Source organism: Arthrobacter sp. NtRootA1 (genome assembly GCF_019976975.1).
Classification (GTDB): Bacteria; Actinomycetota; Actinomycetes; order Actinomycetales; family Micrococcaceae; genus Arthrobacter; species Arthrobacter aromaticivorans.
Map to the genome: position 1 here is coordinate 3,599,092 of NZ_AP024630.1, position 25,053 is coordinate 3,624,144.

25 protein-coding genes are annotated in these 25,053 nt (G+C 60.7%); 3 read left to right on the plus strand and 22 right to left on the minus strand.

Going from position 1 to position 25,053, the window contains the following annotated elements; all coding sequences use genetic code 11:
* Positions 1–8 precede the first annotated feature (8 nt).
* Positions 9–353 carry an ATP/GTP-binding protein gene (locus LDN90_RS16345; RefSeq protein WP_216923946.1) on the minus strand — a complete coding sequence of 115 codons (345 nt, stop codon included), beginning with the start codon at positions 351–353 and terminating at the stop codon, positions 9–11.
* Between the two features lie 49 nt (positions 354–402).
* On the opposite strand from LDN90_RS16345, the gene nucS reads away from it, so the two are divergent.
* The 3 genes from nucS (at position 403) to LDN90_RS16360 (ending at position 2,874) form a co-directional block, all read left to right on the plus strand.
* A complete protein-coding gene (gene nucS, locus LDN90_RS16350; protein WP_223946371.1) occupies positions 403–1,098 on the plus strand; it encodes an endonuclease NucS in 696 nt (231 codons plus the stop codon).
* A 45-nt stretch (positions 1,099–1,143) separates the two neighbouring features.
* Complete coding sequence (locus LDN90_RS16355; RefSeq protein ID WP_216923948.1) at positions 1,144–2,391, plus strand: amidohydrolase family protein; 1,248 nt, start codon at positions 1,144–1,146, stop codon at positions 2,389–2,391.
* A 279-nt stretch (positions 2,392–2,670) separates the two neighbouring features.
* Entirely contained in the window at positions 2,671–2,874 is a 204-nt protein-coding gene (locus LDN90_RS16360; RefSeq protein ID WP_018776337.1) for a cold-shock protein, read from the plus strand.
* A gap of 176 nt (positions 2,875–3,050) precedes the next feature.
* On the opposite strand, the gene LDN90_RS16365 is transcribed toward LDN90_RS16360, so the two are convergent.
* From LDN90_RS16365 to thrB, 21 genes are all read right to left on the minus strand, one after another.
* On the minus strand, positions 3,051–5,564 hold the full coding sequence (locus LDN90_RS16365; protein WP_223946372.1) for a DUF2156 domain-containing protein: 2,514 nt from the start codon (positions 5,562–5,564) through the stop codon (positions 3,051–3,053).
* Positions 5,546–6,844, minus strand: coding sequence for an alpha/beta hydrolase-fold protein (locus LDN90_RS16370; RefSeq protein WP_223946373.1), 1,299 nt, complete (start codon positions 6,842–6,844; stop codon positions 5,546–5,548). Before LDN90_RS16370 ends, LDN90_RS16365 begins: the two co-directional genes overlap by 19 nt.
* A gap of 5 nt (positions 6,845–6,849) precedes the next feature.
* Positions 6,850–7,281 (minus strand): DUF2550 domain-containing protein, encoded by a 432-nt coding sequence (locus LDN90_RS16375; RefSeq protein ID WP_216923951.1) that lies wholly within the window; start codon positions 7,279–7,281, stop codon positions 6,850–6,852.
* A 10-nt stretch (positions 7,282–7,291) separates the two neighbouring features.
* The gene (locus LDN90_RS16380) at positions 7,292–7,576 is read right to left on the minus strand and encodes a F0F1 ATP synthase subunit epsilon (protein WP_216923952.1); all 285 of its coding nucleotides are present in this window, start codon (positions 7,574–7,576) and stop codon (positions 7,292–7,294) included.
* Position 7,577: 1 nt separating this feature from the next.
* Complete coding sequence (gene atpD, locus LDN90_RS16385) at positions 7,578–9,029, minus strand: F0F1 ATP synthase subunit beta (RefSeq protein ID WP_144649785.1); 1,452 nt, start codon at positions 9,027–9,029, stop codon at positions 7,578–7,580.
* An 83-nt stretch (positions 9,030–9,112) separates the two neighbouring features.
* On the minus strand, positions 9,113–10,003 hold the full coding sequence (locus tag LDN90_RS16390) for a F0F1 ATP synthase subunit gamma (RefSeq protein WP_223946374.1): 891 nt from the start codon (positions 10,001–10,003) through the stop codon (positions 9,113–9,115).
* A 76-nt stretch (positions 10,004–10,079) separates the two neighbouring features.
* The gene (gene atpA / locus LDN90_RS16395) at positions 10,080–11,717 is read right to left on the minus strand and encodes a F0F1 ATP synthase subunit alpha (protein WP_216924164.1); all 1,638 of its coding nucleotides are present in this window, start codon (positions 11,715–11,717) and stop codon (positions 10,080–10,082) included.
* A gap of 85 nt (positions 11,718–11,802) precedes the next feature.
* Entirely contained in the window at positions 11,803–12,630 is an 828-nt protein-coding gene (locus LDN90_RS16400) for a F0F1 ATP synthase subunit delta (RefSeq protein WP_216923954.1), read from the minus strand.
* On the minus strand, positions 12,630–13,187 hold the full coding sequence (locus LDN90_RS16405) for a F0F1 ATP synthase subunit B (protein ID WP_216923955.1): 558 nt from the start codon (positions 13,185–13,187) through the stop codon (positions 12,630–12,632). Before LDN90_RS16405 ends, LDN90_RS16400 begins: the two co-directional genes overlap by 1 nt.
* A 56-nt stretch (positions 13,188–13,243) precedes the next feature.
* Positions 13,244–13,447, minus strand: coding sequence for an ATP synthase F0 subunit C (gene atpE / locus LDN90_RS16410; protein ID WP_009356484.1), 204 nt, complete (start codon positions 13,445–13,447; stop codon positions 13,244–13,246).
* A gap of 77 nt (positions 13,448–13,524) precedes the next feature.
* Positions 13,525–14,325 (minus strand): F0F1 ATP synthase subunit A, encoded by an 801-nt coding sequence (atpB, locus tag LDN90_RS16415; RefSeq protein WP_216923956.1) that lies wholly within the window; start codon positions 14,323–14,325, stop codon positions 13,525–13,527.
* 81 nt (positions 14,326–14,406) lie between these two features.
* Entirely contained in the window at positions 14,407–14,742 is a 336-nt protein-coding gene (locus LDN90_RS16420) for a hypothetical protein (RefSeq protein ID WP_216923957.1), read from the minus strand.
* Positions 14,729–15,220, minus strand: coding sequence for a hypothetical protein (locus LDN90_RS16425; protein WP_216923958.1), 492 nt, complete (start codon positions 15,218–15,220; stop codon positions 14,729–14,731). Before LDN90_RS16425 ends, LDN90_RS16420 begins: the two co-directional genes overlap by 14 nt.
* Before the next feature lie 113 nt (positions 15,221–15,333).
* The gene (locus tag LDN90_RS16430; protein WP_216923959.1) at positions 15,334–16,452 is read right to left on the minus strand and encodes an MraY family glycosyltransferase; all 1,119 of its coding nucleotides are present in this window, start codon (positions 16,450–16,452) and stop codon (positions 15,334–15,336) included.
* 282 nt (positions 16,453–16,734) lie between these two features.
* Positions 16,735–17,691, minus strand: coding sequence for a glycosyltransferase (locus LDN90_RS16435; RefSeq protein WP_223946375.1), 957 nt, complete (start codon positions 17,689–17,691; stop codon positions 16,735–16,737).
* Positions 17,692–18,477: a WecB/TagA/CpsF family glycosyltransferase gene (locus LDN90_RS16440; RefSeq protein WP_216923961.1), complete on the minus strand. Its 786-nt coding sequence runs from the start codon at positions 18,475–18,477 to the stop codon at positions 17,692–17,694.
* Positions 18,474–19,316, minus strand: a complete 843-nt coding sequence (locus LDN90_RS16445) for an L-threonylcarbamoyladenylate synthase (protein WP_216923962.1) — start codon at positions 19,314–19,316, stop codon at positions 18,474–18,476. Before LDN90_RS16445 ends, LDN90_RS16440 begins: the two co-directional genes overlap by 4 nt.
* A 12-nt stretch (positions 19,317–19,328) precedes the next feature.
* Positions 19,329–20,201: a peptide chain release factor N(5)-glutamine methyltransferase gene (gene prmC / locus LDN90_RS16450; protein ID WP_216923963.1), complete on the minus strand. Its 873-nt coding sequence runs from the start codon at positions 20,199–20,201 to the stop codon at positions 19,329–19,331.
* Positions 20,202–20,259: 58 nt separating this feature from the next.
* Entirely contained in the window at positions 20,260–21,333 is a 1,074-nt protein-coding gene (gene prfA, locus LDN90_RS16455) for a peptide chain release factor 1 (RefSeq protein WP_216923964.1), read from the minus strand.
* 238 nt (positions 21,334–21,571) lie between these two features.
* Entirely contained in the window at positions 21,572–23,770 is a 2,199-nt protein-coding gene (gene rho / locus LDN90_RS16460) for a transcription termination factor Rho (protein ID WP_223946376.1), read from the minus strand.
* A 307-nt stretch (positions 23,771–24,077) separates the two neighbouring features.
* The gene (thrB, locus tag LDN90_RS16465) at positions 24,078–25,052 is read right to left on the minus strand and encodes a homoserine kinase (RefSeq protein ID WP_216923966.1); all 975 of its coding nucleotides are present in this window, start codon (positions 25,050–25,052) and stop codon (positions 24,078–24,080) included.
* Between the last annotated feature and the right edge of the window lies 1 nt (position 25,053).

The window sequence follows — 25,053 nt, forward strand, 5'->3', positions numbered from 1 at the left end:
GGACCTGGTCAGCGATACCTGTAGGTTCTGGTCGTCCAGCAGTTGGTGTGCCAGTGCCTGCGCTCAGCCAGTCCGGCGGCTTCGCCAAAAAGGTGATTGTCCGACCACACCACCAGATGTGCGATACCAGGGAGGATAGCTGTCGAGCAGCCCGGGCAGATGTATTGCTTCTCCGCCTTCCGCGCCGTCATGGTACGGACCATCCAGTCGCCATCAGGGGCGCTTTCCCTGCGCGCAATCCCCGCCCTTGCCCGTTCCAGATCCAGTTCCGGGGCCTCGTCCGCCCACTTGCCGGCAGCTTTGTTCGAACGTGTGCTGGCGGCGTTGCGACGAGGGCGGTTGGAACGGGGCATGATTCCATTCTGCCCCAGCGACCGGCCGCCACCGGGTAAGGTAAGGCGGGTGCGACTCGTCATAGCCCGTTGTTCTGTTGATTATGTTGGCCGTCTCAAGGCCCACCTCCCACTCGCCACCAGGCTCCTGCTGGTCAAGGCCGACGGCTCGGTGCTGGTGCACTCCGACGGCGGCTCGTACAAGCCGCTGAACTGGATGAGCCCACCGGCCACGCTGCGCGTAACTTCCCCCGAGGAAATCGAAGTGGAAGAAGGTGTGGTTGAGCAGTGGACCGTGCAGTCGGCCAAGACCGATGACCGGCTCATCATCAACATCTACGAGCACCTCCATGACACCTCACATGATCTGGGTGTAGATCCTGGACTGATCAAGGACGGCGTGGAAGCTGACCTGCAACGCCTCCTGGCAGAACAGATCGAGACGCTCGGAACCGGATACTCACTCATCCGGCGGGAATACTTCACCGCCATCGGACCCGTAGACATCCTTGCCCGGGACGCAACCGGCGCCACGGTGGCGATTGAGCTGAAGCGGCGCGGCGACATCGACGGCGTCGAGCAACTGACCCGGTATCTGGAGCTGCTGAACCGGGATCCCCTACTGGCGCCGGTCCGTGGGATTTTTGCAGCCCAGCAGATCAAGCCTCAAGCCAAAGTCCTGGCCAACGACCGCGGAATCGACTGCATAACGCTGGACTATGACGCCATGCGCGGTGTGGACGACAGCGAATCCCGACTCTTCTGATTCTTCCCTACAGGGCGTGTGCGGCAGGCCACTAGAATCAGAGTCATGACTGCCGCAGACCAATTCGTCCATTCCTCCGCGCCCAGCCACCAAATTCTCACGGGAACGCTCGTAAGTGACGGCGTGGTGGTGGAAGACGGCCTCGTGGCCATCGACGGCGACCGCATCGCCTATGCAGGCCCGGCGGATGGCTTTGACGCGGACGAGTTTGAAGGCTTCGGGCACGCTATACGCATCGGTGCACCCAGCGGCCACTTCATCTTCCCTGGCTTGGTAGACGTCCACTGCCACGGCGGGAATGGTGGTGACTTTCCAGGCGGGGAGGAGGCCTCGGCCCGTAAGGCAGTGGATTTCCTGCACCGCTCCGGCACCACAACTTTCCTCGCAAGCATGGTTACGGCGCCGCGGGAGGACCTCCTTCGCGGGATTGAACTCTATGTGAAGCTCGTCGACGAAGGTCTTGTGGCCGGCATCCATTTGGAGGGACCTTTCCTCTCCCATGCACGATGCGGCGCCCAGAACCCGGACTACCTGCTGGAGCCGGACCTGGACCTCATGAACGAACTCGTGGGCGCTGCCGCCGGCAAACTTGCCACTATGACGTATGCCCCGGAATTGCCAGGGGCCGCTGCACTGGTGGACTTAATGACCTTCCACGGCGTGACGCCGTCTCTGGGTCACACCGATTGCGACGACGCCACCGCCGCAGCGTCGTTGGCTGCGGCCCGCGAGGGACTGGAATCGGCAGGGTTCGACGGCGTCAGCTCGCTACCGACAGTGACGCACCTTTTCAACGGGATGCCACCAATGCACCACCGCGCGCCAGGCCCCGTTGCCGCCTGCTTGCGGGCCGCCCAGGCGGGAAAAGCCGTGGTGGAACTCATCGCCGACGACACCCACCTGGACCCCAGTATCGTCGCTACCGTATTTCAGTTGGTGGGCGCCGGCAACATTCTCCTGGTGACTGATTCAATGGCCGCTGCGGGGCTTTCGGACGGAAACTACATGCTCGGACCGTCACCGGTGACCGTCAGCAATGGCGTGGCAACCCTGGATGCCACTGGCTCCATCGCAGGGGGCACCGCCACGCTCCTGGAAGTGGTCCGCAAGACCGTGGACGCCGGCGTCGCCCTTCCGGACGCCATCTGCTCAGCGACTGCAGTACCTGCTGCCATTCTTGGACTCTCTGACGAGGTGGGTGGATTGCGTCGCGGCCTTCGCGCTGACGTTGTTACTACGGATCAAGAACTCGGCCTTACTGCGGTCATGCGTAACGGACAGTGGCTGGCTTAGGACAATCAGACTACGGTGAATTGGGGTTGTCCGCGTTACCTTCTTTTTACCGAAAATTTTCCCGAATTGCCTTAAAGACCGTTGACCTCCGGCACGGCACATGAAAGTGTTGTAGCAGTCTTTGTGTAGGTGGTTTTCATGCTCGCAAGACGAGTTGCGAGCGTGAAGCTCCTGCGAAACCGGACAGGCCAAGCCTGGACGGAATCCGGATCTTCTCGCGGAGTAACAAGGGCCGGTACGAGGTGTATCGGACTGCTGTTCCATAATGAGGAGAAATACATGGCACTGGGAACCGTCAAGTGGTTCAACGCTGAAAAGGGCTTCGGCTTCATCACCCCGGATGACTCGGATGGGGATGTTTTCGTTCACTACTCTGAGATCCAGACCGGTGGTTTCAAGACCCTCGATGAGAACCAGCGCGTTCAGTTCGAGATCGGTCAGGGCGCCAAGGGCCCGCAGGCAACCGGCGTTACGGTCGTCTAGTCTTACTTGTTGATTTTGTTTGTTGCAGTTTCAACAAACGCGTTGGTCCCGGCTTTCCAGTCGGGACCAACGTGTTTAACAGTCAGAATGTCCGGTGAAATGTCTGATATTTCGACAACTCTTGTTACAAACCACGAAGAAATGCTAAACGGCTTCGAAGAATAGGCGTCGTCAATTCAAGCAACCAGCGTTCGCAGTAGTCTGGCGGATTGTCGCACAGACAATCCCGGAAGGTATGCGCGGCTCAGCGCCCGGCCTATTGCGGGCAGGTGCAACGGCTCTTGGTAATACATGTACAAAGTTCGGTAGTCGGGTTGGAAACGTGACTTAAAGGAAGCCAGGGATCGGAAACCGTAGACAGGTTCCAGGGCCTGGCCAACCAGGTCCAACATGCCTGCAAGTCCCTCGGCCCGCTGATCAATCTCGTCCTTCTCCCGTGCCAAGGGCGAACCGGAGAGCGAGATAACCTCCACCGATTCCCTGAGATGGAGGATGGCGGCGGCAATCAGGAATTCCATCACTCCCGGGAAGGCATCGCCGCGGCGACGCATAAAGTCCAAGGTCCAGCTGACAACAGTGCCGTTCCGGTAGACAGGAAGCCAGCTGGTGACTCCATAAACGAACCCGTCTGTATCAGTGGCCACGCAGCACAACACATCAGGGTCCTCAAGCTCATCCAGGCCGCCCAACGTGAATCCCATTTCAGGTACGCGTTTTTGTGCAGCCCACTCTTCGGACACCTCGCCCACTTGTGCGCGCAGAGCATGGGGCAGTGCGTCATACCGGCCCCATGTGGCCGTGATCCCCATCTTTGCCGCCCGGTTGAGGGATGTCCTGACGTTCTGCCACTCCTTGCCGCGGAACTCCAAACCCCTGATCCTCAGCTGGGTTTCCTGCGCGACTGCAACCCTTCGAAAACCGCGGGCCTGAAGCATGGGCCACAACTGATCTGTACACGAGTAGAGGCAAGGTATCAGGGCATGCTGGGAGCAGAAGTCAAGGAATCCTGCAGCAGTCTCTACATGGTGCTCCCCGGCTCCTAGAGGACCGGCCAGTGTCAGGGCCACATGTCCATGCTGCTGGTACGCCACTCCTCCCGTACCGTCAGGATTGAACCAATATTTGTTCGGCTCCCAGAGCGCCATCCACGACAACGAATCGCCACCGGCTTTCGCCAGCTCGCGTGCGCGGTCCCGCCCTTGATGGTCCAGGCCAGCGGCATGATGGCCCCGGATGAGGAGTATCCAGACGCCAATCAACGCCACAAGCCAGAAGACCGTCCCGGAGTAGGAGAACAGGAAGACTTCCAAAGCGTCACGCTCGGCAAAGACCTTGCGGTACACGCTGGGCAACGGAACCGGCAGGTACTGCCGGGCGAGCTCTGCACCCAAACCCAGCAGGCCGCCGTCGCGCGTCATGCCGCCCGAAGCCAGCCACACGGCAGTGTATGCAAGCGCAAGGGTCGCGCCCGTGAGGCCAACCAGCCAAAAGACACGCCGCCGCAACCGGGCAGAGGATTCCACCCGGAAGTGCCCACGATAGGCGAACAAGAGGACCGCCAGGGTCAGCGGAACCAGGACCAAGGGGATCAGATGCACAACTGCAGGGTTCAGCATCGCGGCTTGACGTCCCGGGGGCATAGGAATGCCCGCGAAAAGGCTCAAGTAGACAGTCGAAAGGGCTACGACAACCAACTGGACACCGATCGCTATCCCCAGTGCCAGGCGCCGCCCACGTCGCATGCCGTCAGCACAAATCAGCAACAACACCACGGGCACAACAGCAAGTGCCAGGCCGAAGGGGCCCGTGTAGCCCTGACGGCTAAGCTCGAGGCAAGCCACGTCAATGGTCCCGCCGCAATTACTTTCCAGTTGACTCAGAGTGGGAAGCGGGTTCAGGATGACATCCCGCAGCAGGGCGAGAGGTCCCGAAGGGCTCTTGGCTGCAGCGGTCAGTATGGGGCCGGCAGCGAAAATGGCCATGGTGAGGGCCAGCAGGTTCCGGACTTCACGGCCCGTGGAGCGGTGCAGGTGAAGGTGTCCTTGGCTGCTCTGGGTCCACCACGCCGCCCCCAGGCCCAACAAAGCTCCCACAAGCCCCATTACGGTCTCGGCGTGTCCGATGTACAACACCAGCAGCAGGGAAAGGGAAAGGACCACGGTCCTCAATCGTCGTTGCCAAAGCGTTGGCAGCATTGCACTGGCTGCAAGGGCTGTGGCAACCAAAGCACCGTACGGCCCTATCAGCCGGGTATCCACCATCCTGGAGATCCAACCATCATCCATGTACCGCGCCACCTGGGTGACCAGCAGGAATGCCGCAACGCATGCAAACTGGCTGCCGAGGAAGACTCCGGCCGTCCGGAAGAAGCCGAATCGCCGCTCTGCAAGCCCCAGCAGGAACAGGATCATGAGCGCTGCGGTGACAAACGCCAGCAGGTTGGTAGTGAAGAACAATGACGTCCAGATAGACCACCACTCCCCCGACCGCAGCCCCGCCAAGGTCACGCCCGCCACAGGCAGCAATGATTCTGCCGGACCGCCAACGATGCTTCCAGACACGACGGACACCGCCACGAACAACGCAAGCACGAGCGTGGTGAAGGGAGTAGCACGGAGGTGTTTGGCCGTTTGCCTCAAGACGGGCTGCACGACGCCTTTCAGGGCGAGGCTCACTGGACTATTCCCCATCGGGCAGACAAGAAATCCAGAGCATCAGGCATACCCCGGACCACAGCATCCCACGAGTGGCCAGCGTGCTGGATGGAGTGTGCTTGGATGGTGAAACCCGCCGCTTTTCCAGCGTCAGCAAGAACGTGCATGTAGTCTGTAAACTCTGTGTCCGTGGCGCCTGCCGCCAAGTACAGGCCGCTGCCTGCGTAATCCCGTTGTTGCATCAAAAACAAGGGGGTCCTTGACTCGAAAGCGGCCACGTCGCCGTCGAACGAGTCTGCGATGGTCTTATTCCGGTCCTTCGCAAGCGATGGCTCCCGCTCAGCGGAAAAGCCCACTATCGAAGTGAACAATTCGGGATGCATTGTCCCCATCTGAACCGCACACGTGCCGCCGAACGAGAAGCCACCCACTGCCCACAGCCGGTGATCATTCGATACTTCCAAGGTGGAGCTGATCCAAGCAGGTACGTCCTGGGAGAGGTAGGTGTCAGCATGCGCGATGCGGCTGTCCATGCATAGGGTGTTGGCGCTTCCCGAACCATTTGGGTCCACCACGACCGCTACGGGGGCGATGCCACCGTGTGCTTCAGCAAATCTGTCCAGTTGCGCACGGAGCTGCCCCCCGGTTAGCCAATCGGCCGGACCACCGGGTTGGCCTGAAAAGAGCACCAGCACCGGCAAGCTTGGCCGTGCTGCGGTTTGATAGGCCGGAGGCAGGTAGATGTAGGCTTCCCGTGCTGTGAAGCCCGATGCGTTTCCCGGGATTTGAGCCTTCCGAAGGATACCGCCCCGCGGCATTGACCCGGGAGCTTTCCAATCCGACAGCGCAGGTCCCGGTTTACTGCCCGGAGCGCGTTGAAGGCTGCCCTCCAAGGGCTGGATACGGGCGACGGCCGTACCAAGAAGGTCCGCCACCGTGTTGTTCAGTCCGAAGTACACATTGACTTGGACGACGCTCATGAGAACTACGCCCAGCATCGCTGCCAGGCCGCCGGCACGACTTTTCCAGGTAGAGCGGGGAAAACGCGTGGCAAACAGCAGAGCGGCCGCGACAGCCGGGACCGACCACGCCAGGGTCTCAAAGGGAAGATTTTCCGAGAAGACGGCCATCAGATCAACCAGGACCCAGTGGGCCAACGCCACAACGGCAACACCACCCGCCACGCAGGCTGCGACGGTCAGTGGCCAGGAACGCTGACGTCTCCACAGGAGGTACGCGGCTCCCGCCACACCGCCGATAATGCTCAACCACAGGAATGGTCCATCAACAAGGCTGATGTCCAGAAGAAAATCCATGGGGCCTAACGCCAGGTTCCGACGCCGATAACAGGTCCGGCCTCGAGCCAGGAGGAAAGACCGGCGTAGGCATCAAAGTTCATGGCAAGCATGAACTTCTTACCTTCATATTGGAGTTCAACCACGACGACGCCAGGCTGCACCTTGACGAGCTCATCCTCAGTAGGTTGACGCCGGCCAAGCAGTTCCAACGAACTGCGTTTGTATCTATGTTTTGGGATCACGCTCAGGGACATCAAGCGGAACCACTCAAGTTCATTGTCCTGATAACGACAAACCCCCATCTGCCAGCTGTTTCCAGCCGTACAAATGGAGGCGTCAACCGTGCCCAGGGCGCGCCGCAGATTGAAGCGGCGCACCCCAAGAAGGCACAGTGAAAAAATCAGCAACGCAAACGCCGTTGCCAGGGCGATGAACGGAATAAGGGAATCGTCCATCAAGGTCGTGCTATCGGATCCCCGCTGTAGCCGCTTCGCCCAGTTGGGCGTTGTCAGCAACAATGACCACACGATCGTTGTCGACGGAGAAGAATCCGCCGTCAACTACTACCGCAATACGGTCACCGGAAACCGGCTGGATTGCCAGCTCACCCTCAGCCAGGATGGCCAGGAGGGGCGAGTGGCCCGGCAGGATTCCGATTTCACCATCGCTGGTGCGGGCCTTCACCATCTTGGCCGCGCCGGACCACACAAAGTGGTCCGCTGCGACAATCTCAACCTCGAGCTCAGCCATACTACTTGGTCTGTTCCTGGATCTTGGCCCAGTTACGCTCGACGTCATCCAGGCCACCGACGTTGAAGAACGCCTGCTCTGCGATGTGGTCCAGCTCGCCGTCGCAGATAGCGGTGAAGCCTTCCACGGTGTCCTTGATGGACACGGTGGAGCCTTCAACGCCGGTGAACTGCTTGGCGGTGTAGGTGTTCTGGGACAGGAACTGCTGGATACGGCGTGCACGCGACACGACGATCTTGTCTTCTTCAGACAGTTCGTCAACGCCGAGGATGGCGATGATGTCCTGGAGTTCCTTGTTCTTCTGCAGGATCTGCTTCACACGGACAGCCGTGTTGTAGTGGTCCTTGCCGATGTACTGGGGGTCCAGGATGCGGGAGGTCGAGGTCAGCGGGTCAACGGCCGGGTACAGACCACGGGAGGCGATTTCACGGGAAAGTTCCGTGGTCGCGTCGAGGTGTGCGAAGGTCGTTGCCGGAGCCGGGTCGGTGTAGTCGTCAGCAGGCACGTAAATGGCCTGCATCGACGTGATGGAGTGGCCCTTGGTGGAGGTGATGCGCTCCTGGAGGAGACCCATCTCGTCAGCAAGGTTCGGCTGGTAACCCACTGCGGACGGCATACGGCCGAGCAGCGTGGAAACTTCCGAACCTGCCTGCGTGAAGCGGAAGATGTTGTCAATGAAGAGCAACACGTCCTGGTTCTGAACATCGCGGAAGTACTCCGCCATGGTCAGCGCAGACAGGGCAACACGCAGACGCGTTCCCGGCGGCTCATCCATCTGGCCGAAGACAAGGGCGGTGTCCTTGAGAACTCCGGCCTCTTCCATTTCAACCCAGAGGTCGTTACCTTCACGGGTACGCTCCCCAACACCGGCGAATACGGAGGTACCACCGAAGTTGCGGGCAACACGGGTGATCATTTCCTGGATCAGAACGGTCTTGCCAACGCCGGCGCCGCCGAACAGGCCGATCTTTCCACCCTTGATGTACGGGGTGAGGAGGTCGATGACCTTGATGCCGGTCTCGAGCATCTCCGTGGAGCCCTCGAGGGAAGCGAAGGCCGGAGCCTTGCGGTGGATCGGCCAGTAGGCGTCAGCCTTGATCTCAGACTCTTCGACGTCCAGCGGCTTGCCGAGGACGTTGAAGATGTGGCCCTTCACGCCGTCGCCGACGGGCACGGAGATCGGAGCGCCGGAATCCTGCACGGTGGTACCGCGGACCAGGCCGTCGGTAGCCTGCAGGGAGATGGCGCGAACGAGGTTGTCGCCCAGGTGCTGGGAGGTCTCGAACGTGATGGTCTTGGTCTGGCCATTGAGAGTGATCTCAGTGGTCAGAGCGTTGTAAATCGAGGGGATTGCGTCAGCCGGGAATTCGACGTCGACAACCGGACCAATAACACGGGCAATGCGGCCGGTGGCACCGGCCGTTGCTACGTGTTCGGTAGCAGTGGCAGTCATCTCTCTCACTTCACTCAGTAGATGGCGTGGGGTTAAGTTTATCTATTTGGTGCAGGTGCGGCTTCGAGCCGAATCCGTACCGGCTAGGACGCGAGGGCGTCGGCGCCGGCCACGATCTCGGAAAGCTCCTGCGTAATCTCGGCCTGACGGGCCGTGTTGCGAAGGCGCGTGTACTTCTTGATCAGTTCCGTAGCGTTGTCACCGGCCGACTTCATGGCACGCTGGCGGGCTGCGAGCTCGGAAGCTGCGGCCTGCAGCATGGCTGCAAAGATGCGGGATTCGATGTAACGCGGAAGCAGGGCATCAAGGACCTGCTCCGTTTCCGGTTCGAACTCGTACAACGGCAGCAGATCGGACTCCGAGGCGGCTTTTTCTTCGACGACTTCCAGAGGAAGCAAACGGATAACCGTCGGCTCCTGCGTCACCATGGACTTGAAGCGGGTGTAGACGACGTGGATTTCGTCCACGCCACCTTCTTCAAAATCAGTGGCGAAGTCTTCGAGGAGTGCAGCTCCGACTTCCTGTGCGGTTTCGAATTCCGGTGCATCCGTGCCGCCAGTCCAATTGCGGGCGTACTCACGGTTGCGGAAATCGAAGTACGCCTGCGCCTTGCGGCCCACCAGGTACGCCTTGACTTCCTTGCCTTCTGCGTGAAGAAGCTCGGTGAGACCTTCAGCCTGCTTCAGCACACTCGCGGAGTAGGATCCTGCAAGGCCACGGTCTGAAGTGATAATCAGGACTGCGGCACGGCGGATCTGCTCCGGCTCAGTGGTCAGCGGGTGGTCGATTTCGCTCTGACTTGCGACAGCAGAAACGGCACGGGTAATCGCGTTCGCGTAAGGCAGTGAAGCTGCTACGCGGGCGCGGGCCTTACCGATGCGCGAGGTAGCGATCAGTTCCATCGCCTTGAAGATCTTGCGCATCGACGTCGTCGAGCTGATCTTCTGACGGTAGACCCGAATCTGGGCTCCCATACTTATCCTTTCCTAAGTTCCCGACGTACTGCCCTGCCGGGGCCCTTGAGGACCCCGGCAGAACAGGTCATCGAAACTAGCGCTTCTGCTTGACGATCTTTTCCTGGTCGACGTCGCCGCCGGAAATCGCTTCGTGCTCTTCGTGGCCGGCGCCAACCAGACGGTCGTCGCCTTCACCGAAGAAGCCCTTCTTGAAGGACACGATTGCTTCCTTCAATGCTGCGGCGGTGTCGTCATCCAGGACGTTGGTCTGAGCCAGCGTGGTCAGGATGGAGGACTTGTGCTTCAGGTGCTCCAGGAACTCGGACTCGAAGCGGCTGATGTCTTCAACCGGGACGTCGTCCAGGTAGCCGTTGGTGCCGGCCCAGATGGAAACAACCTGGTCCTCAACCGGGAACGGTGAGTACTGGCCCTGCTTGAGCAGTTCCATCAGGCGTGCGCCACGGGTCAGCTGCTGGCGGGAAGCCGCATCCAGGTCAGAGGCGAACATGGCGAATGCCTGCATGTCGCGGTACTGCGCCAGGTCCAGCTTCAAGGTACCGGAGACCTTCTTCATGGACTTGACCTGGGCAGCGCCACCAACGCGGGAGACGGACACACCAACGTCAACAGCAGGGCGCTGGTTGGCGTTGAAGAGGTCCGACTGGAGGAAGATCTGACCATCCGTGATGGAGATCACGTTGGTTGGGATGTAGGCGGAAACGTCGTTTGCCTTGGTTTCGACGATCGGAAGACCGGTCATCGAGCCTGCGCCGAGCTCGTCGGAGAGCTTTGCGCAACGCTCCAGCAAGCGGGAGTGCAAGTAGAAGACGTCACCGGGGTAAGCTTCGCGTCCCGGCGGACGACGCAGCAGCAGCGACACGGCGCGGTAGGCTTCAGCCTGCTTGGACAGGTCATCGAAGATCACCAGAACGTGCTTGCCACCGTACATCCAGTGCTGGCCGATGGCCGAGCCTGCGTACGGTGCCAGGTACTTGAAGCCGGCGGGGTCCGAGGCCGGGGAGGCCACGATGGTGGTGTACTCCAGCGCGCCGTGGTCCTCAAGGGTCTGGCGTACTGCGGCAATGGTGGAAGCCTTCTGGCCAACACCAACGTAGACGCAACGAACCTGCTTGGTGACATCGCCCGAAGCCCAGTTGGCCTTCTGGTTGATGATGGTGTCCACAGCGATTGCGGTCTTGCCGGTCTGGCGGTCACCAATGATCAGCTGACGCTGGCCGCGGCCGATCGGAATCATGGCGTCAATAGCCTTGAGGCCGGTCTGCATCGGCTCGTGAACCGACTTGCGCTCGGTGACGCCCGGAGCCTGGAGTTCCAGTGCACGGGTGGTCTCGGCCTTGATCTCGCCGAGGTCGTCGATCGGCTGGCCCAGCGGGTCGACAACGCGACCGAGGAAGGCATCGCCAACCGGAACGGACAGGATTTCACCGGTGCGGTGAACTTCCTGGCCTTCTTCGATACCGGTGAAGTCACCGAGGATAATGACACCGATCTCGCGGACGTCAAGGTTCTGGGCGAGGCCCAGCGTGCCATCTTCGAAGCGAAGCAGCTCGTTCGCCATGACCGAGGGAAGACCCTCAACACGGGCGATGCCGTCACTTGCGGTGGTCACACGACCAACCTCTACGCGCTCTGCGTTTCCGGGTTCGTAGGACGCCGCGAACTCGTTCAACGCATTACGGACGTCGTCGGCGTTGATGGTCAATTCGGCCATCTGCAGTCCCTGCTCTCCTGTTTTCGTGATCATCGTTGCTCACGATGACCGGGTTTTATATCAGTTAAGTTGTGCTTTGTCTTCGCTAGACAGCGAGCTGACGGCGGAGGTCGGTCAGGCGGCCGATAACAGAAGCGTCAAGCACTTCATCACCCACCTGAACCCGGATTCCACCAATCAGGCGGGGGTCAACATTGACGTTGACCTTCAGCTCGCGGCCGTACAGGGCATTCAGCCCGGCCTGCAGACGGCTGGCCTGCGTTTCCGTCAACGGACGGGTAACGCTGACAGTTGCAATCCAGCGCTGCTGACGCTTGGCTGCAAGCTTGGCGAAGGACTCGACGAGCTTGCTCGGCTTGACACCGCGCGGCTGAGTTACGGCCTGGCCAATGAGAACCTTTGCTTCCTCGCTGACGCCAGGAACAAGTTTCTCGGCCAGGACCACCTTGGCCGCGGCGGATGCCTGCGGCTCAGACAGAGCACGTTGTACTTCGTGGCTGGAAGCGACGGCCTGGTTGAAAGCAAACAGATCGTTTTCCAGCTCTTCCAGCCCCGTGATACCAGAGGCAGAAACGGCCGACTTGTTTTCAGCTACGGCAATGACAACCGTGGCGGCAAGAGTCTCGAGTGCATCGCCGATATCGCGTGCAGATGCCCAGCGCAAGCCAGCCAGTCCGCCTGCGATTTCAGCAGCATCAGCGGAGACTTTTCCGCTAACCAGCTGCTTGACCAGCGCTGACTTCTCGTCTCCACTACGGGACGGGTCAGTCAGGGCGCGGCGCAAGCCAGCCGAGCTGTCCACCGTTCCCAGGATTCCGAAGAGGTCCTTTGCCAACTGCAGCGAGGCAAAAGGAAGCTTGGCTTCCAACTGCGCCAGCGCCGTGGTCAGCGATTCGCTCGATATACCTGCCATTACTTAGCTGCACCTGCGTTCTGGGTCTCCAGATCTGCCAGGAAGCGGTCCACAACGCGTGCGGCCCGCTCATCATCAGTGAGTGCTTCACCAACGATGCGGCCAGCCAACGTGGTAGCCAAAGTGCCAACCTCTGAGCGAAGCGAGACAACAGCTGCCTGGCGCTCGGACTCGATGGCAGCGTGTGCCTGCTCGGTGATGCGGGCAGACTCGGCAGCGGCCTTGGCCTTGAGGTCCGCGAGGATCTGGGCGCCTTCAGCGCGTGCTTCTTCACGGATCCGGTTGGCTTCGGCGCGGGCATCGGTGAGCTGCTGCTTGTACTCTTCAAGAGCTGCAGAAGCTTCGGCCTGTGCCTTTTCAGCCTTTGCGATGCCACCTTCAATCGCTTCGGCGCGCTCTGCGAAGGTCTTCTCGAACATCGGGACAATGAACTTGACCACGATGTACAGGAGGACAGCAAAGCCGACGAGGACGACGCCCATTTCCCAAACATTGGGAACGAGAGGGTTAGTGGCCTCTTCGCCTTCAGTGGCGGCTGAGATGATCAGCTGATTCATATTTCACCCGTCCTATCTACTCGGTTGCGGAATTCGCTTTGTTCGAAAGTCGAAGACTAGAGAACGAAAGCGAAGACGAGGCCGAGGATGGCAAGAGCTTCGGTCAGTGCCAGACCAAGGAATGCGATCGGCTGCAGCACGCGCTGAGCTTCCGGCTGACGAGCAACACCGTTGATGTAAGCCGCGAATACGAGACCCACACCGATACCACCGCCGATTGCGGACAGACCGTAACCTACGAGGTTGAGATTGCCTTCCATTTTTTTCCTTTCAAGATGCCACCCATGTGGCAGGTTGTTTGGTTTACTTCAATCCCCTCAAGGGGAAGTTTTTGAGCCTAGTGGCTGTCGGCGTGCAGGGCGCCTTCAATGTAGATCGCGGTCAGCAAGGTGAACACGTAGGCCTGCAGGGCCATGATCAGGGCCTCGAGCATGTACATGGCAATAGCGCCAACAAGGACGAGAACCGAGGTGCCCTTCAAAAGGACGTTCTCCTGCATGATCAGGAACTCAATACCGGAACCGGCGAGCATGACGATCAGGTGGCCGGCCAGCATGGTCGCGAACAGACGGAGGCTGTGCGTAACGGGGCGGACCAGGAAGTTGGAGATGATTTCGATCGGAACAACGATCGGCAGGATGTACCACGGGACACCGGAGGGAACGGTTGCGAGCTTGAAATACTTCAGCCCGTTCTTCTTGATGCCGATGATGATCCAGGTGAAGTACACGATGCCGGCCAGCACGTACGCGCCGCCAACGTGGGAGAAGCTCGGGAGCTGGATCACGGGGATAGCGCCGTAGATGTTGTTCACCAGAATAAAGAAGAACAAGCTGAACAACAGCGGGACGTACTTGATGAAGTCCTTGCCGCCGATGATGTCCTTGGCGATGCTGTTGCGGACGAAGCCATAGGCCATTTCGCCTGCGAACTGCAGCTTGCCGGGAACCAGCTGCTGCTTACGCGCAGCGAGGATGAAGAATGTAGCGATAATGACGACCGAAAGGATCACCAGCAGCATCTGCTTGGAGAAGCCATCGTGCGCACCCCAAGGCAGGATTGCCGGCAGGTGCATTTCGTCGATTCCGGGTGGGGTGAATGACCCCGAATCCTGGGCGGGGAGCGCAAGCGCGATCAACGCGTTTCCTCTCTGCTGTGTCCATCATTGGGCATTGGTTGGAAGCCGGACGCGCTCGACGCATCCATATTCCGTGTGAAATTATTTGGCATTACTGTCCCCGTCCGTGGACGGACCGCTGTCTGCGTTGCTCTCGCCAGAAGAAGAGCTTTGCCTGGTGAGGCCGTGCATATGGGAAAGATAGAACCCTCCTGCGGCTCCCAGCAGAGCGCCAAGGAGCACAATCCAGCGGGTCCCCCACAGATTATCCAAACCCCAGCCTATCAAACTCCAGACAATGATCCCGCCAACGATGTAGCTGAAGACGGCGATGCCGGCGTTGTATCCACCGTCGTTTCCGGCGTCGGCAGAATCGTTGGCGGCACCTTGGGATGGAGTGTGGCTCGACAGCTGGGAATTACGCTTACGCAGAGACATCCGTACCGCCCTTCTCATCCGCAGGATCGTTGTAGATCTGCAGGCGGGCTTTGCTGAAACCGTAAATCTCCGCAGCCTGCCAAAGGACGACGGCCACAACTGCGCCGATGATGAACCATCGGCCGTGCAACCAGGCGGGAGTACCGATAACAAAGAGGACCACTGCAAATCCGACGACTTTTACGAAGTACGTCGCTACGAACAGGCCGACAGCGCCGGAAGGATTATTGCGGCCAACAAAATGACCGATCAGAAGGCTGATCGCAAAGAAGAGCATGACCAGCGCGGCACCGAATGCTGCTGAAAGCGCGCCTAGGCCACCATTCAGGAACGCTGCGACGATACTCGTCACGATCAATCCGGCCAAGGCAGCTGCGGAGCTCAAGAGCAGCAAGCGGAGCCACAGGTTGGATGTCTCCCCGGAAACTCCAACAACACGTTTACCGGACGGGCGTCCGGAATCGGCGTTGGATGTCATGGGGATACCAATCCTCGTGGCACGGGTGCCATATTCTCAAAGTGGGGTTACGGGCGAGTGACTGTCCGCAGAAAGAATTCTACATGAGATAGAACTGTGACCATAACCGAAAGTCATGAGCGCTCCCCCGGCCCCGCCGTGTTCCGCGTGAAGTACGGCCATGCCGTAACGGCGGCCATGACGAGAGCAGCTACGACCACCACGATCAACACAATCTGCCAAGGGAACACCGCGAACGCCACACCGCCGAACGCCAGGATGCACGTCCAGACATAAAGCATGACGACGGCGGTGCGGTGCGAGTAGCCGAGGTCCACCAGCTTGTGGTGGAGGTGCCCACGGTCTGCGGACCAAGGAGACTGTCCCCGGGCGGTCCTGCGAACCACAGCCATCCCGAAATCCAGGAGCGGAAGGGAGAGGACGGCGAAGGGCAGGAGGATCGGAATGATCGTCGGAATGCCGTTGGCGCGGTCGTAGAGCCCAGACCCGATTTGCCCCGTGGCCACTACGCCGGCTGAAGCCATGAGGAGACCGATGAGCATGGCACCGGAGTCCCCCATGAAGATCTTGGCTGGAAACCAGTTATGCGGCAGGAATCCGATGCAGCCACCCACCAGGATCGCCATCAGGAGTGTCGCAAGGTCTGAATTGTCCGTGGATGGGTTGTTCCGGTGCACCCAGTACGCCGTGAGGAAGAACGCGCCGCCTCCGATGGTGGCTACACCTGCAGCCAGTCCATCCAGCCCATCAATGAAATTGACGGCGTTCATGGTGGTAACAATCAGCCCTGCTGTCAGGACAATCTGGACGAGTTCGGAGTCAATCAGGATCGGTTCGGGGATGAACGGAACCACAGACATCCTCACGCCCCAAATGGCGACGATGAAAGCCGCTGCTGCCTGTCCCAGGAGCTTGATCCACCAGCGGATGTCCAGGATGTCGTCCGCGACTCCCACTGCGACGATCACTACTGCACCGGCCAATATGCCCCACGGAGCATCGTTATGCCTGAAAATGTCCTTGACGAAGAACGAGTTGCTTGCCACGACAAGTGCAACAAAAAAGCCTGCAAAGATGCCAAGCCCGCCCAGTTTTGAGATGAGTGCGGAGTGCATGTCCCTGCTGCGGATGGGACGGTAAAGCCGTAATTTGTTCCCGAGTACGCGGGCTCCCCATGTTCCGGCATAGGACACCAATGCAGCGGTGAGCGCCATCAGCAGGTACATAATCATGACGCGGCTCCTGAAAGCAGCGCAATGCCGGAATCAGCTACACGGACCAAGGGATGCAGCCGGTGCATCGCTGAAAAGCCGTGTAGTTCCGGGCAGGTCAAGGTGTGGATTTCTGTCTGTCGATAAATGGAACTACTCCGTCGCCATGCCTGCACCGGCTGTGCCAAATGATGCTGGGATTTCTGTGGACTCTAGTCACGATACTAATGCCAACGGTCGTGACCACCGGCGTGACGCAGCCGCAAAGGTACAGCTGATGTGCTGCAGCCAAGCGGCTGCCTTCTACTTGGCAGGCTCCTGGACGTTTCGCAGGGCGTAGATCCCCTTGAGCACTTCGGCGTTGGACCGGGGCGCCTTCAAACTGTGGCGCAGGCCCTTGAACAAGCCCGCCAGCAGGATTTTGCGGTTTGACGACGCAGCAATGGTCTTGGCCCAATTACGCAGCGAAGCTCCGGTAAAGAGGACCTTCTCCCAAGGGGCCAAGGCGTTGGATCTGGTGTAAACCCAGAGCTTGTTACGAACTTCGTAGTAGAAACGAGGGCCGGGGTCCGCCCCTGCATCTCCAAACACTTTCGTGTGATGATTGGCTACCGACGCACTGGTAGCCAGGGCAGTTCCCCGGCGCGAAACCCTTGCCGTGTATTCGAGGTCATCGTTCCAGATGAAGTAGTCGGCTATGGGCAGTCCGTGACGCCGGATCTCCTCAGCGCGAATCAGGACAGAGACGAAGGATGCGCTGCGGATCTGAACCGCCCCGATCCTGGCAGCGGTGCTGCGCGCCGCCTCACTGGCACCGATACGTGGACGCATGCGATTCATGGGGTGGTCGCGCCCATCCGTCCACACTACCCGGCTGGCGATGAACGCAGGAGCTTCCCCGGTCTCCTGTTCATAAGCCTCGGACACATCCAGCGCCTCACGAAGTGCCCCAGGCTGCGGTTCGGTGTCGTCGTCCATGATCCAGACGTGGTCGGCACCGTGGTCCAGGACTGCACGCTCCATACCCACAACGAATCCCCCGGCGCCGCCCACGTTGGCATTGAGCGTCACAACGTCCGTGGGAACAGCGCCCCGATAGGTCCTGAGGAATTCCGCAGTTTCGTCTGTGGACGCATTGTCCACGACGACGACGGCGTCCGGCACCTCGGTCCCGGCGGTAATGCCGGCCAGGGTGGTCTCAAGGAGTTCACGCCGGTTAAAGGTCACCACAACGGCGACCACAACGGGTTTGGACGTCATTTACTTGCCTTTGGTCTGGGATGGCTGGAAGTGGCGCCGAACCAGCAGGCCCGCCAGCTTCCACGGTTCAACAAAAACTCTGTAGGCAACACGGCCGGGATGGAGAACCAGGCGCCACGCCCATTCGAGCCCAAGGCGCCCGAGCCAACGCGGCGCAAGCTTCTGGACGCCGGCCACCTGTTCAATGGCACCGCCAACGGCACAATACACGGCGGGTGGAAACTGGGTGAGTCGTCGATGCAGGACCGTCTCCTGGAGCGGCATGCCAAGGCCCAGCAGCACCAGCTGAGGACGGAAGCGGTCCAACCACTCCACGACAGCCATTTCCAAAGCCTCGTCCCATCCTTCGCCGGGCATACCATCTACCGTTGCATCCGGAATAATCGTGCGCAGCCGGGCCACCGCTTGCGTATTTGCAGCCCGTCCGGCACCGATCACGGCCACCCGTTCCAGCCCCTTCACTCCTCCAAGAGCCGGGATCCAGTCCATGGATCCAAGCCGGTAGGCCATGGGGCCTTGTCCCAGGGGCTTCAGTTGCCGTTTGTGGGCCAATCCCCAAAGCATGGCTACAGGAGCGCCGTCAAGGAGGACGATCGAGCTTTGATCGTAAAGTGAACGGAAATCTGCACACGAGTGGAACAGCGTAATGCTGTGAAGATTGTGGCCGAGCACAGTACGGGTGGTTCCGGTGGAGATGAGTCCGTCCAGGGCATCGATCAGTTCATTGACGCGCAGCGGAGTCGCGTCGACGTCTAGGACGGGGACGCGCTGGCGGTCCGGAATCATTCGGGTTTGGCTTCACGTGGGGCGTCGGGTGCCGATGCTGGTACAGCAGGCGCCGGGTCCTCGACGGCGGGTGCTTCCGTTACTTCGATGGGTGCGTCTTGCGCCGCGGCCACTTCGGAGACAGGGTTTTCCTGTGCTGCTGCTTCGGTTTCTGCTGCCGGAGCAACGGAAGGTGCAGTCTCGCCAACGCCAAGGACGGAAGGAACAATTTCACGCAAGCGTTCCAGCGAGATGGCCCCCTGACGAACCACCCGGAAGGGTTCGGAGGTTGCATCCACGATGGTAGAAGGCAGTGCAGCAGTACCCTTCACAGGCCGGAAGCCGCCTTCAAGGTAAACCTCCACGGAATCTGCCAGCTGGAGCCGCGCCTCGGACGCGGTCTGCGCTGCTTCCTGGCCCGTGCGGTTGGCCGATGACACAGCCAACGGCCCGGTAAGGCCCAGAAGCTCCAGTGCGAGTTCGTCGTCAGGCATCCGCAGGGCCACAGTGCCCTTGGTATCACCCAGGTCCCAATCCAAAGACGGCTGGGCGTGGAGGATGAGCGTCAAGCCACCGGGCCAGAACGCCTGTGCCAAGGCCCTGGCGTCGGAAGATACATCGCTCGCGAGTCCGTCCAGGGCGTTGATGCGCGGAATCAGGACCGGTGGGGGCATTTGCCGGCTACGTCCCTTGGAAGCCAACAACATTGTCACGGCCAAGGGGGAAAACGCGTCAGCTGCAATCCCGTACACGGTGTCCGTCGGCAGCACGATGCACTTCTTTTCGCTGATGGCACGCTGCGCGTGTCGAAGTCCTTCAGCCCGCTGGTCATCGGAAGTGCAATTGTAGGTTGTGGTCACAGCGCTATTCTTTCACTCATCAGGAGCCTTGTTTGCCAGCACAGCGCTCGTGGCCCGTTCCTTGCCGTTGAGGTCAAAGTGCGTGGTGATGTCCTGCCAACGTCCTGCTCGACGCAGCATGCCGCTGATCCAGTCCGCCTGGACTTCTGCGTGTTCCATCACGAAGTAGCCGCCAGGTTTCAGGAGACGGCCCGCAGTGGCTGCTGCCGCCGTCGGGAGTTCCATGCCATCCGCTCCCCCGCCGTACAGTGCTTCGGGCGGATCATGCAGCGCAACTTCCGGCTCGTTCGGGATTGCCTCTGCGGGGATGTACGGAGGATTGGACACCACAACGTCAAAGGAGCCGTTGTGTTCGGGCAAGGCATCCCTAAGATCACCCTGGATCAGCGAGACGCCCAGCGGTTCAAGGTTCCTGCTCGCCCAGGCATGGGCGAAAGTGCTGAACTCCACGGCATGGACTTCAGCTCCGGGAACCTCGTGGGCGATTGAACCGGCAATGGCCCCGGAACCGGTTCCGAGGTCCACGATCTTGGGGTGGGACATGCCGGCCACGTGGTCGATGACAAGCTGGACAACGGATTCCGTCTCGGGCCTGGGAATGAATACTCCGGGCCCCACCCGCAGTTCAAGATGGCGGAAATACGCGACGCCGGTGATGTGCTGAAGCGGTACGCGCCCGGCACGCTCAGCCACCAGTTCGGCGTAGCCTTCAGGGGCGGGCGAATCACCAAGGAGCATCGCCCGCAACCGGCCCAGCCCCACGCCCAACAGGTGCTCCGCAAGAAGTTCGGCATCGACGCGCGGGGTAGGGACTCCGGCGTCGGATAAAACCGCGGTGGCCTCGCGAACGGCGTCCGCGAGGCTCTGGCCTGGGAAAATCGTCATATCTGTACCCCGAATTCTGTACCCGATAGCTGGAAATCGGCAGGCTTCCCGGGCCTTGCTATTCGCCCAGAGCGTCCAGGCGCGACTGCTCGTCCGCTTCAATTGCCGACTGGATGACGGGTTCCAGATCACCATTCATGACGGCGTCGAGGTTGTACGCCTTATACCCGGTGCGGTGGTCCGCAATGCGGTTTTCCGGGAAGTTGTAGGTGCGGATGCGCTCCGAGCGGTCCATCGTACGGATCTGCGACTTGCGCTGTTCGGAGTTGGCGGCGTCGATCTGTTCCTGCTGGTGGGCCAGGAGCCGGGCACGAAGCACGCGCATACCGGCTTCGCGGTTCTGCAGCTGCGACTTTTCGTTCTGCATGGCCACTACGATGCCCGTAGGCAAGTGGGTGATGCGAACGGCGGAGTCGGTGGTGTTCACGGACTGGCCACCGGGACCGGAGGAACGGTAGACGTCGATCTTGAGGTCGTTCTGGTTGATTTCAAGTTCTTCGGGTTCATCCACTTCGGGAAGCACCAGGACGCCGGCCGCGGATGTGTGGATACGGCCCTGCGACTCTGTCACCGGAACGCGCTGTACCCGGTGTACGCCGCCTTCGAACTTCAACCGCGCAAAGACGCCCTCTGCGGGGTCGTTCGAGTTGCCCTTGATGGCCACGGATACGTCCTTGTACCCACCCAAGTCAGACTCCGTGGCCGAAATCATCTCGGTCTTCCAGCCCCGGGACTCGGCGTACCGCATGTACATACGCAGAAGGTCACCGGCGAACAACGCAGCTTCGTCGCCGCCTTCGCCACCCTTGACCTCAAGGATGACATTGCGGGCATCGTCAGGATCACGGGGAATCAGCAGACGGCGCAACTTCTCCTGGGCAGCAGGAATCTGCTCCTGCAGCACCTCTACCTCTGCGGCGAAATCGGGATCCTCGGCAGCCATTTCCTTGGCGGCTTCGAGGTCGTCATTGAGTGCGCGCCACTTGTTGTACGCCTCCACAATGCCCTGGAGCTGGGCAGAACGCCGCCCCAATTTCCGGGCAGCAGACTGATCGGCATAAACAGCAGGATCACTCAACTGCGCCTGGATAGCAGCATGCTCATCAAGCAATCCCTGTACGGACTCAAACATTTTCAAACGACCTTTCAACGCTGCGCACAAGTTTAGTGGCGCAAACAGCGGAAGGTGACACGACCGCCGTCGGGTAATTTTGCCAGCCCGCGAAGGCGAGCCGAAAACGGAACGAGCCGCTGATTCTGCTGCCCCGGGAGTGGCTTCGGGCCTGCCGGAGCGTGGTGGTCAAGTCCGAAAGGACTTGGCCGCCACGCGTAGGGGCGGGGGCAGCAGAATCAGCGGCTCAGTAAAGCAGCTATTTATCGTTATCCGACTTCGCTCCAAGCGTCGTCTTCTGAACCTGCATGAGGAACTCGACGTTGCTTTGCGTCTCCCGGATCTTGTTCGTCAACAGCTCAAGGCTCTGCTGCTGCTCAAGGCCTGAAAGGACCCGGCGCAGCTTCCACATGATCTTGACTTCTTCCGGCGAGAGCAGGTTCTCTTCGCGACGTGTGCCGGACGCGTTGACGTCCACGGCCGGGAAGATTCGCTTGTCTGCCAGCTGGCGGGACAGGCGGAGCTCCATGTTGCCGGTGCCTTTGAACTCCTCGAAGATAACCTCGTCCATCTTGGAGCCGGTCTCGACGAGGGCCGTTGCCAGGATGGTGAGCGAGCCGCCGTTTTCGATGTTGCGGGCAGCACCGAAGAAGCGCTTCGGCGGGTAGAGCGCTGCGGAGTCCACACCACCGGACAGGATGCGGCCGGAGGCCGGTGCTGCCAGGTTGTAGGCGCGGCCCAGGCGGGTCATGGAGTCCAGGAGGACCACCACGTCCATGCCCATTTCAACGAGGCGCTTGGCGCGTTCGATAGAGAGCTCGGCAACCGTGGTGTGGTCGTCTGCGGGACGGTCGAAGGTGGAGGCGATGACCTCACCCTTGACGGTGCGCTGCATGTCCGTGACTTCTTCGGGACGTTCGTCAACCAACACCATCATGAGGTGGACCTCAGGATTGTTGGTGGTGATCGCGTTCGCAATGGACTGCAGAATGAGCGTCTTTCCGGCCTTGGGCGGGGAGACGATCAGGCCACGCTGGCCCTTGCCGATCGGAGCCACGAGGTCGATGACACGCGGACCGATCTTCTTGGGGTCGGTTTCCAGGCGCAGGCGCTCAGACGGGTACAGCGGCACGAGTTTGGCGAACTCGACGCGGTCCTTCAGCTCTTCAGGAGTCTTGCCGTTGACTGAAGTCACACGAACAAGGGCGTTGAACTTCTGGCGCGAAGACTGCTGATTGCGGTCTTCACCTTCGCGTGGTGCACGGATGGCGCCAACGACGGCGTCTCCCTTGCGGAGGTTGTACTTCTTGACCTGTGCCAGCGAAACGTAGACGTCGTTCGCACCGGGGAGGTAGCCGGAAGTCCGGATGAATGCGTAGTTCTCCAGGACGTCCAGGATGCCCGCTACGGGGAGCAGGACGTCATCTTCGGTAACCTCGATGTCGTCAACATCCGGCCCCTGCGCACGGCCACGGCGGCGTTCATTGCGGTCGCGGAAGCGGTCGCTGCGGGTGTTGCCGTCCCGGCTGTCCTGACCGCCACGACGGTCGCTGCGCTCGTTCTGATCGTTGCGATCACGGCGGTTCCTGCGGTTGCGGCGATTGCCCGTATCTTCGAGGTCGTTGTTGTCCTCGCGGCGGCCGCGTGAGTCACGACGTTCACGCGTCTGATCGCCGGACTCGGCCTGATCGCGCTGTTCAGTACGCTGTTCAGTGCGTTCGCCGCGCTGTTCACGCTGTTCGGTACGCTCGGCACGCTGTTCAGTGCGTTCGCCGCGCTGCTCACGCTGCTCAGTCCGCTCGCCGCGCTGCTCACGCTGCTCGGTCCGTTCGCCGCGCTGCTCACGCTGCTCAGTCCGCTCGGCGCGCTGTTCACGCTGCTCGGCGGCCGGTGCTTCTACGCTTTCGTCCGGAGTTGCAGCAGTCTCGCTGCGACGACGGTTACGGGTGCGGGGCTGGCGACGCTCGGTGGCGGCTTCGCTGCCTTCCAGCGCTGCCTCGGGCTCTGCAACCGGCGCAGCGGGTGCTTCGGCAGGTGCAGCGGCCTCTGCGGCGGCCACAACACCATCGCTGGTGGCGCGGCGGCTACGGCCACGTCCACGTCCACGAGGGGCTTCCTGGGCCGGCGCTTCGGTGCTTTCTTCAGTGGCAGGAGCGCTCTTCTCCGCAACCTTGACCTCGGCAGCAGGCGCTGCCTTCGGCGCGGTGGCAGCCTTCGTCGATGCCTTGGCCGGGGCCTTGGCGGTAGAAGTCCCGGCACGATGGGCGGAAATGGCTGTAACCAAGTCCCCCTTACGCATACGGGACCCACCGGAGATCCCCAGCTGGCTGGCAAGAGCCTGGAGCTGGGCGAGCTTAAGGCCTGCAAGGCCGCTGCTCTTGGTGGTTGCTGCTGTTGACGACTCAGCAGCAGAAGTTGTTGTGTCCACAGCTGAAGCCAGCTCAGTGGTTTCTGTCACGAAGGATCCTTCCCCCTCGACGGCGTCCAGAGCGAGAGCTGGACGCGATGATTTGTTCTGGGCTGCAGTTCAGATCTGCAGCCGGTGATTTCGGCCGTGCCTGATGGATTGTGGCCAACAGGGCCGGATACTGATCGTCTTCACTGAACCCAGTTGCCCGGACAGCCGACTGAATTTTCAGGGAACAGAGAGAGTTCTGCGGCACCTGAGACAGGCCGGAAGGAGACGGCACCGCCAGACGTTGGCGCAGTTGACGAAAGGAACAGCGAAACCGCCAAGATCCAAAATCAGGGAACTGCCCGCGGCTTTACCGCCGGTGCACTTCCACTCTAGCACCTTCAACGTCCACAGCCAGCGTCATCACACGCCAACCGACGTTGGGTGTGTTGGCGGCAGTAAACGCCTCGATGAATTCGGCAACAGTTGCTGCTTCGCCGGGTCCGTTGGCGAGGACCATGACAGTAGGACCGGCACCGGAAACCACGGCAGCGTGACCGGCCGTCCGTAGGGCCGCAATAAGGTCCGCGCTGGGCCGCATCGCTTCGGCCCGGTAGCTCTGGTGCAGGTAGTCTTCGGTACCGGGCAGCAAAAACTCCGGCTGCGTGGTCAGCGCGTGGATCAGCAACGCTGCACGTCCGGAGTTCATCGCAGCAGCATGGTGACCCACAGACGCGGGCAAGAGTCCGCGGGCAGTTTCGGTGGAGAGTTCATAGTCTGGAACCGCCACCACAGGAACGACGGATTGGGCTACTTCAGCACGCGTACTGCTGTACTGCTCGCTGTCCTGCCATGACAGCGCCAGCCCGCCGAAAATGGCGGGGGCGACGTTGTCCGGGTGGCCTTCCATTTCGCTGGTCAGCTGCAGGATCCAGTCGAGATCCTGCTGCGCCTCTTTGGGAACCAAGGAATTAGCTGCAGTGACGGCTGCGACAACTGCGGAGGCTGAGGAGCCTAGCCCCCGTCCATGCGGATTAACGTTGTCGGCCGTGATCCTTAGGCCGGAGTGCCGGAAACCCAAACGTTCCAGGGCAAGGTCGATCGCACGCACCACCAAGTGGCTGGAGTCGCGCGGAAGGGTATCGGCGCCCTCACCGGAGAGCTCGAATTCGAGCTCTCCGGTGGTGAGCGTTTCCACCGTCAAGGTGTCATAAATGGATAGGGCCAAGCCGAGGCTGTCGTAGCCGGGACCCAGGTTGGCGCTCGTACCGGGGACCTTGACGGTCAGCCGCTGGCCTGCCGCGACGAGTTGACGATCGGTCGCGGTGGGCTGCGTTTGTTCCACT

What these genes read in the sequence shown, in the direction of transcription:
- LDN90_RS16360 (WP_018776337.1), top strand. Translation starts at nt 2,671, where the DNA reads ATGGCACTGGGAACCGTCAAGTGGTTCAACGCTGAAAAGGGCTTCGGC.
- LDN90_RS16355 (WP_216923948.1), top strand. Translation starts at nt 1,144, where the DNA reads ATGACTGCCGCAGACCAATTCGTCCATTCCTCCGCGCCCAGCCACCAA.
- LDN90_RS16435 (WP_223946375.1), bottom strand. Translation starts at nt 17,691, where the DNA reads ATGACGTCCAAACCCGTTGTGGTCGCCGTTGTGGTGACCTTTAACCGG.
- atpA (WP_216924164.1), bottom strand. Translation starts at nt 11,717, where the DNA reads ATGGCCGAATTGACCATCAACGCCGACGACGTCCGTAATGCGTTGAAC.
- LDN90_RS16420 (WP_216923957.1), bottom strand. Translation starts at nt 14,742, where the DNA reads ATGTCTCTGCGTAAGCGTAATTCCCAGCTGTCGAGCCACACTCCATCC.
- LDN90_RS16400 (WP_216923954.1), bottom strand. Translation starts at nt 12,630, where the DNA reads ATGGCAGGTATATCGAGCGAATCGCTGACCACGGCGCTGGCGCAGTTG.
- LDN90_RS16365 (WP_223946372.1), bottom strand. Translation starts at nt 5,564, where the DNA reads ATGGGGAATAGTCCAGTGAGCCTCGCCCTGAAAGGCGTCGTGCAGCCC.
- prfA (WP_216923964.1), bottom strand. Translation starts at nt 21,333, where the DNA reads ATGTTTGAGTCCGTACAGGGATTGCTTGATGAGCATGCTGCTATCCAG.
- LDN90_RS16380 (WP_216923952.1), bottom strand. Translation starts at nt 7,576, where the DNA reads ATGGCTGAGCTCGAGGTTGAGATTGTCGCAGCGGACCACTTTGTGTGG.
- LDN90_RS16425 (WP_216923958.1), bottom strand. Translation starts at nt 15,220, where the DNA reads ATGACATCCAACGCCGATTCCGGACGCCCGTCCGGTAAACGTGTTGTT.
- prmC (WP_216923963.1), bottom strand. Translation starts at nt 20,201, where the DNA reads ATGACGATTTTCCCAGGCCAGAGCCTCGCGGACGCCGTTCGCGAGGCC.
- LDN90_RS16345 (WP_216923946.1), bottom strand. Translation starts at nt 353, where the DNA reads ATGCCCCGTTCCAACCGCCCTCGTCGCAACGCCGCCAGCACACGTTCG.
- LDN90_RS16440 (WP_216923961.1), bottom strand. Translation starts at nt 18,477, where the DNA reads ATGATTCCGGACCGCCAGCGCGTCCCCGTCCTAGACGTCGACGCGACT.
- LDN90_RS16430 (WP_216923959.1), bottom strand. Translation starts at nt 16,452, where the DNA reads ATGATTATGTACCTGCTGATGGCGCTCACCGCTGCATTGGTGTCCTAT.
- atpE (WP_009356484.1), bottom strand. Translation starts at nt 13,447, where the DNA reads ATGGAAGGCAATCTCAACCTCGTAGGTTACGGTCTGTCCGCAATCGGC.
- LDN90_RS16375 (WP_216923951.1), bottom strand. Translation starts at nt 7,281, where the DNA reads ATGGACGATTCCCTTATTCCGTTCATCGCCCTGGCAACGGCGTTTGCG.
- LDN90_RS16370 (WP_223946373.1), bottom strand. Translation starts at nt 6,844, where the DNA reads ATGGATTTTCTTCTGGACATCAGCCTTGTTGATGGACCATTCCTGTGG.
- atpD (WP_144649785.1), bottom strand. Translation starts at nt 9,029, where the DNA reads ATGACTGCCACTGCTACCGAACACGTAGCAACGGCCGGTGCCACCGGC.
- LDN90_RS16405 (WP_216923955.1), bottom strand. Translation starts at nt 13,187, where the DNA reads ATGAATCAGCTGATCATCTCAGCCGCCACTGAAGGCGAAGAGGCCACT.
- LDN90_RS16390 (WP_223946374.1), bottom strand. Translation starts at nt 10,003, where the DNA reads ATGGGAGCCCAGATTCGGGTCTACCGTCAGAAGATCAGCTCGACGACG.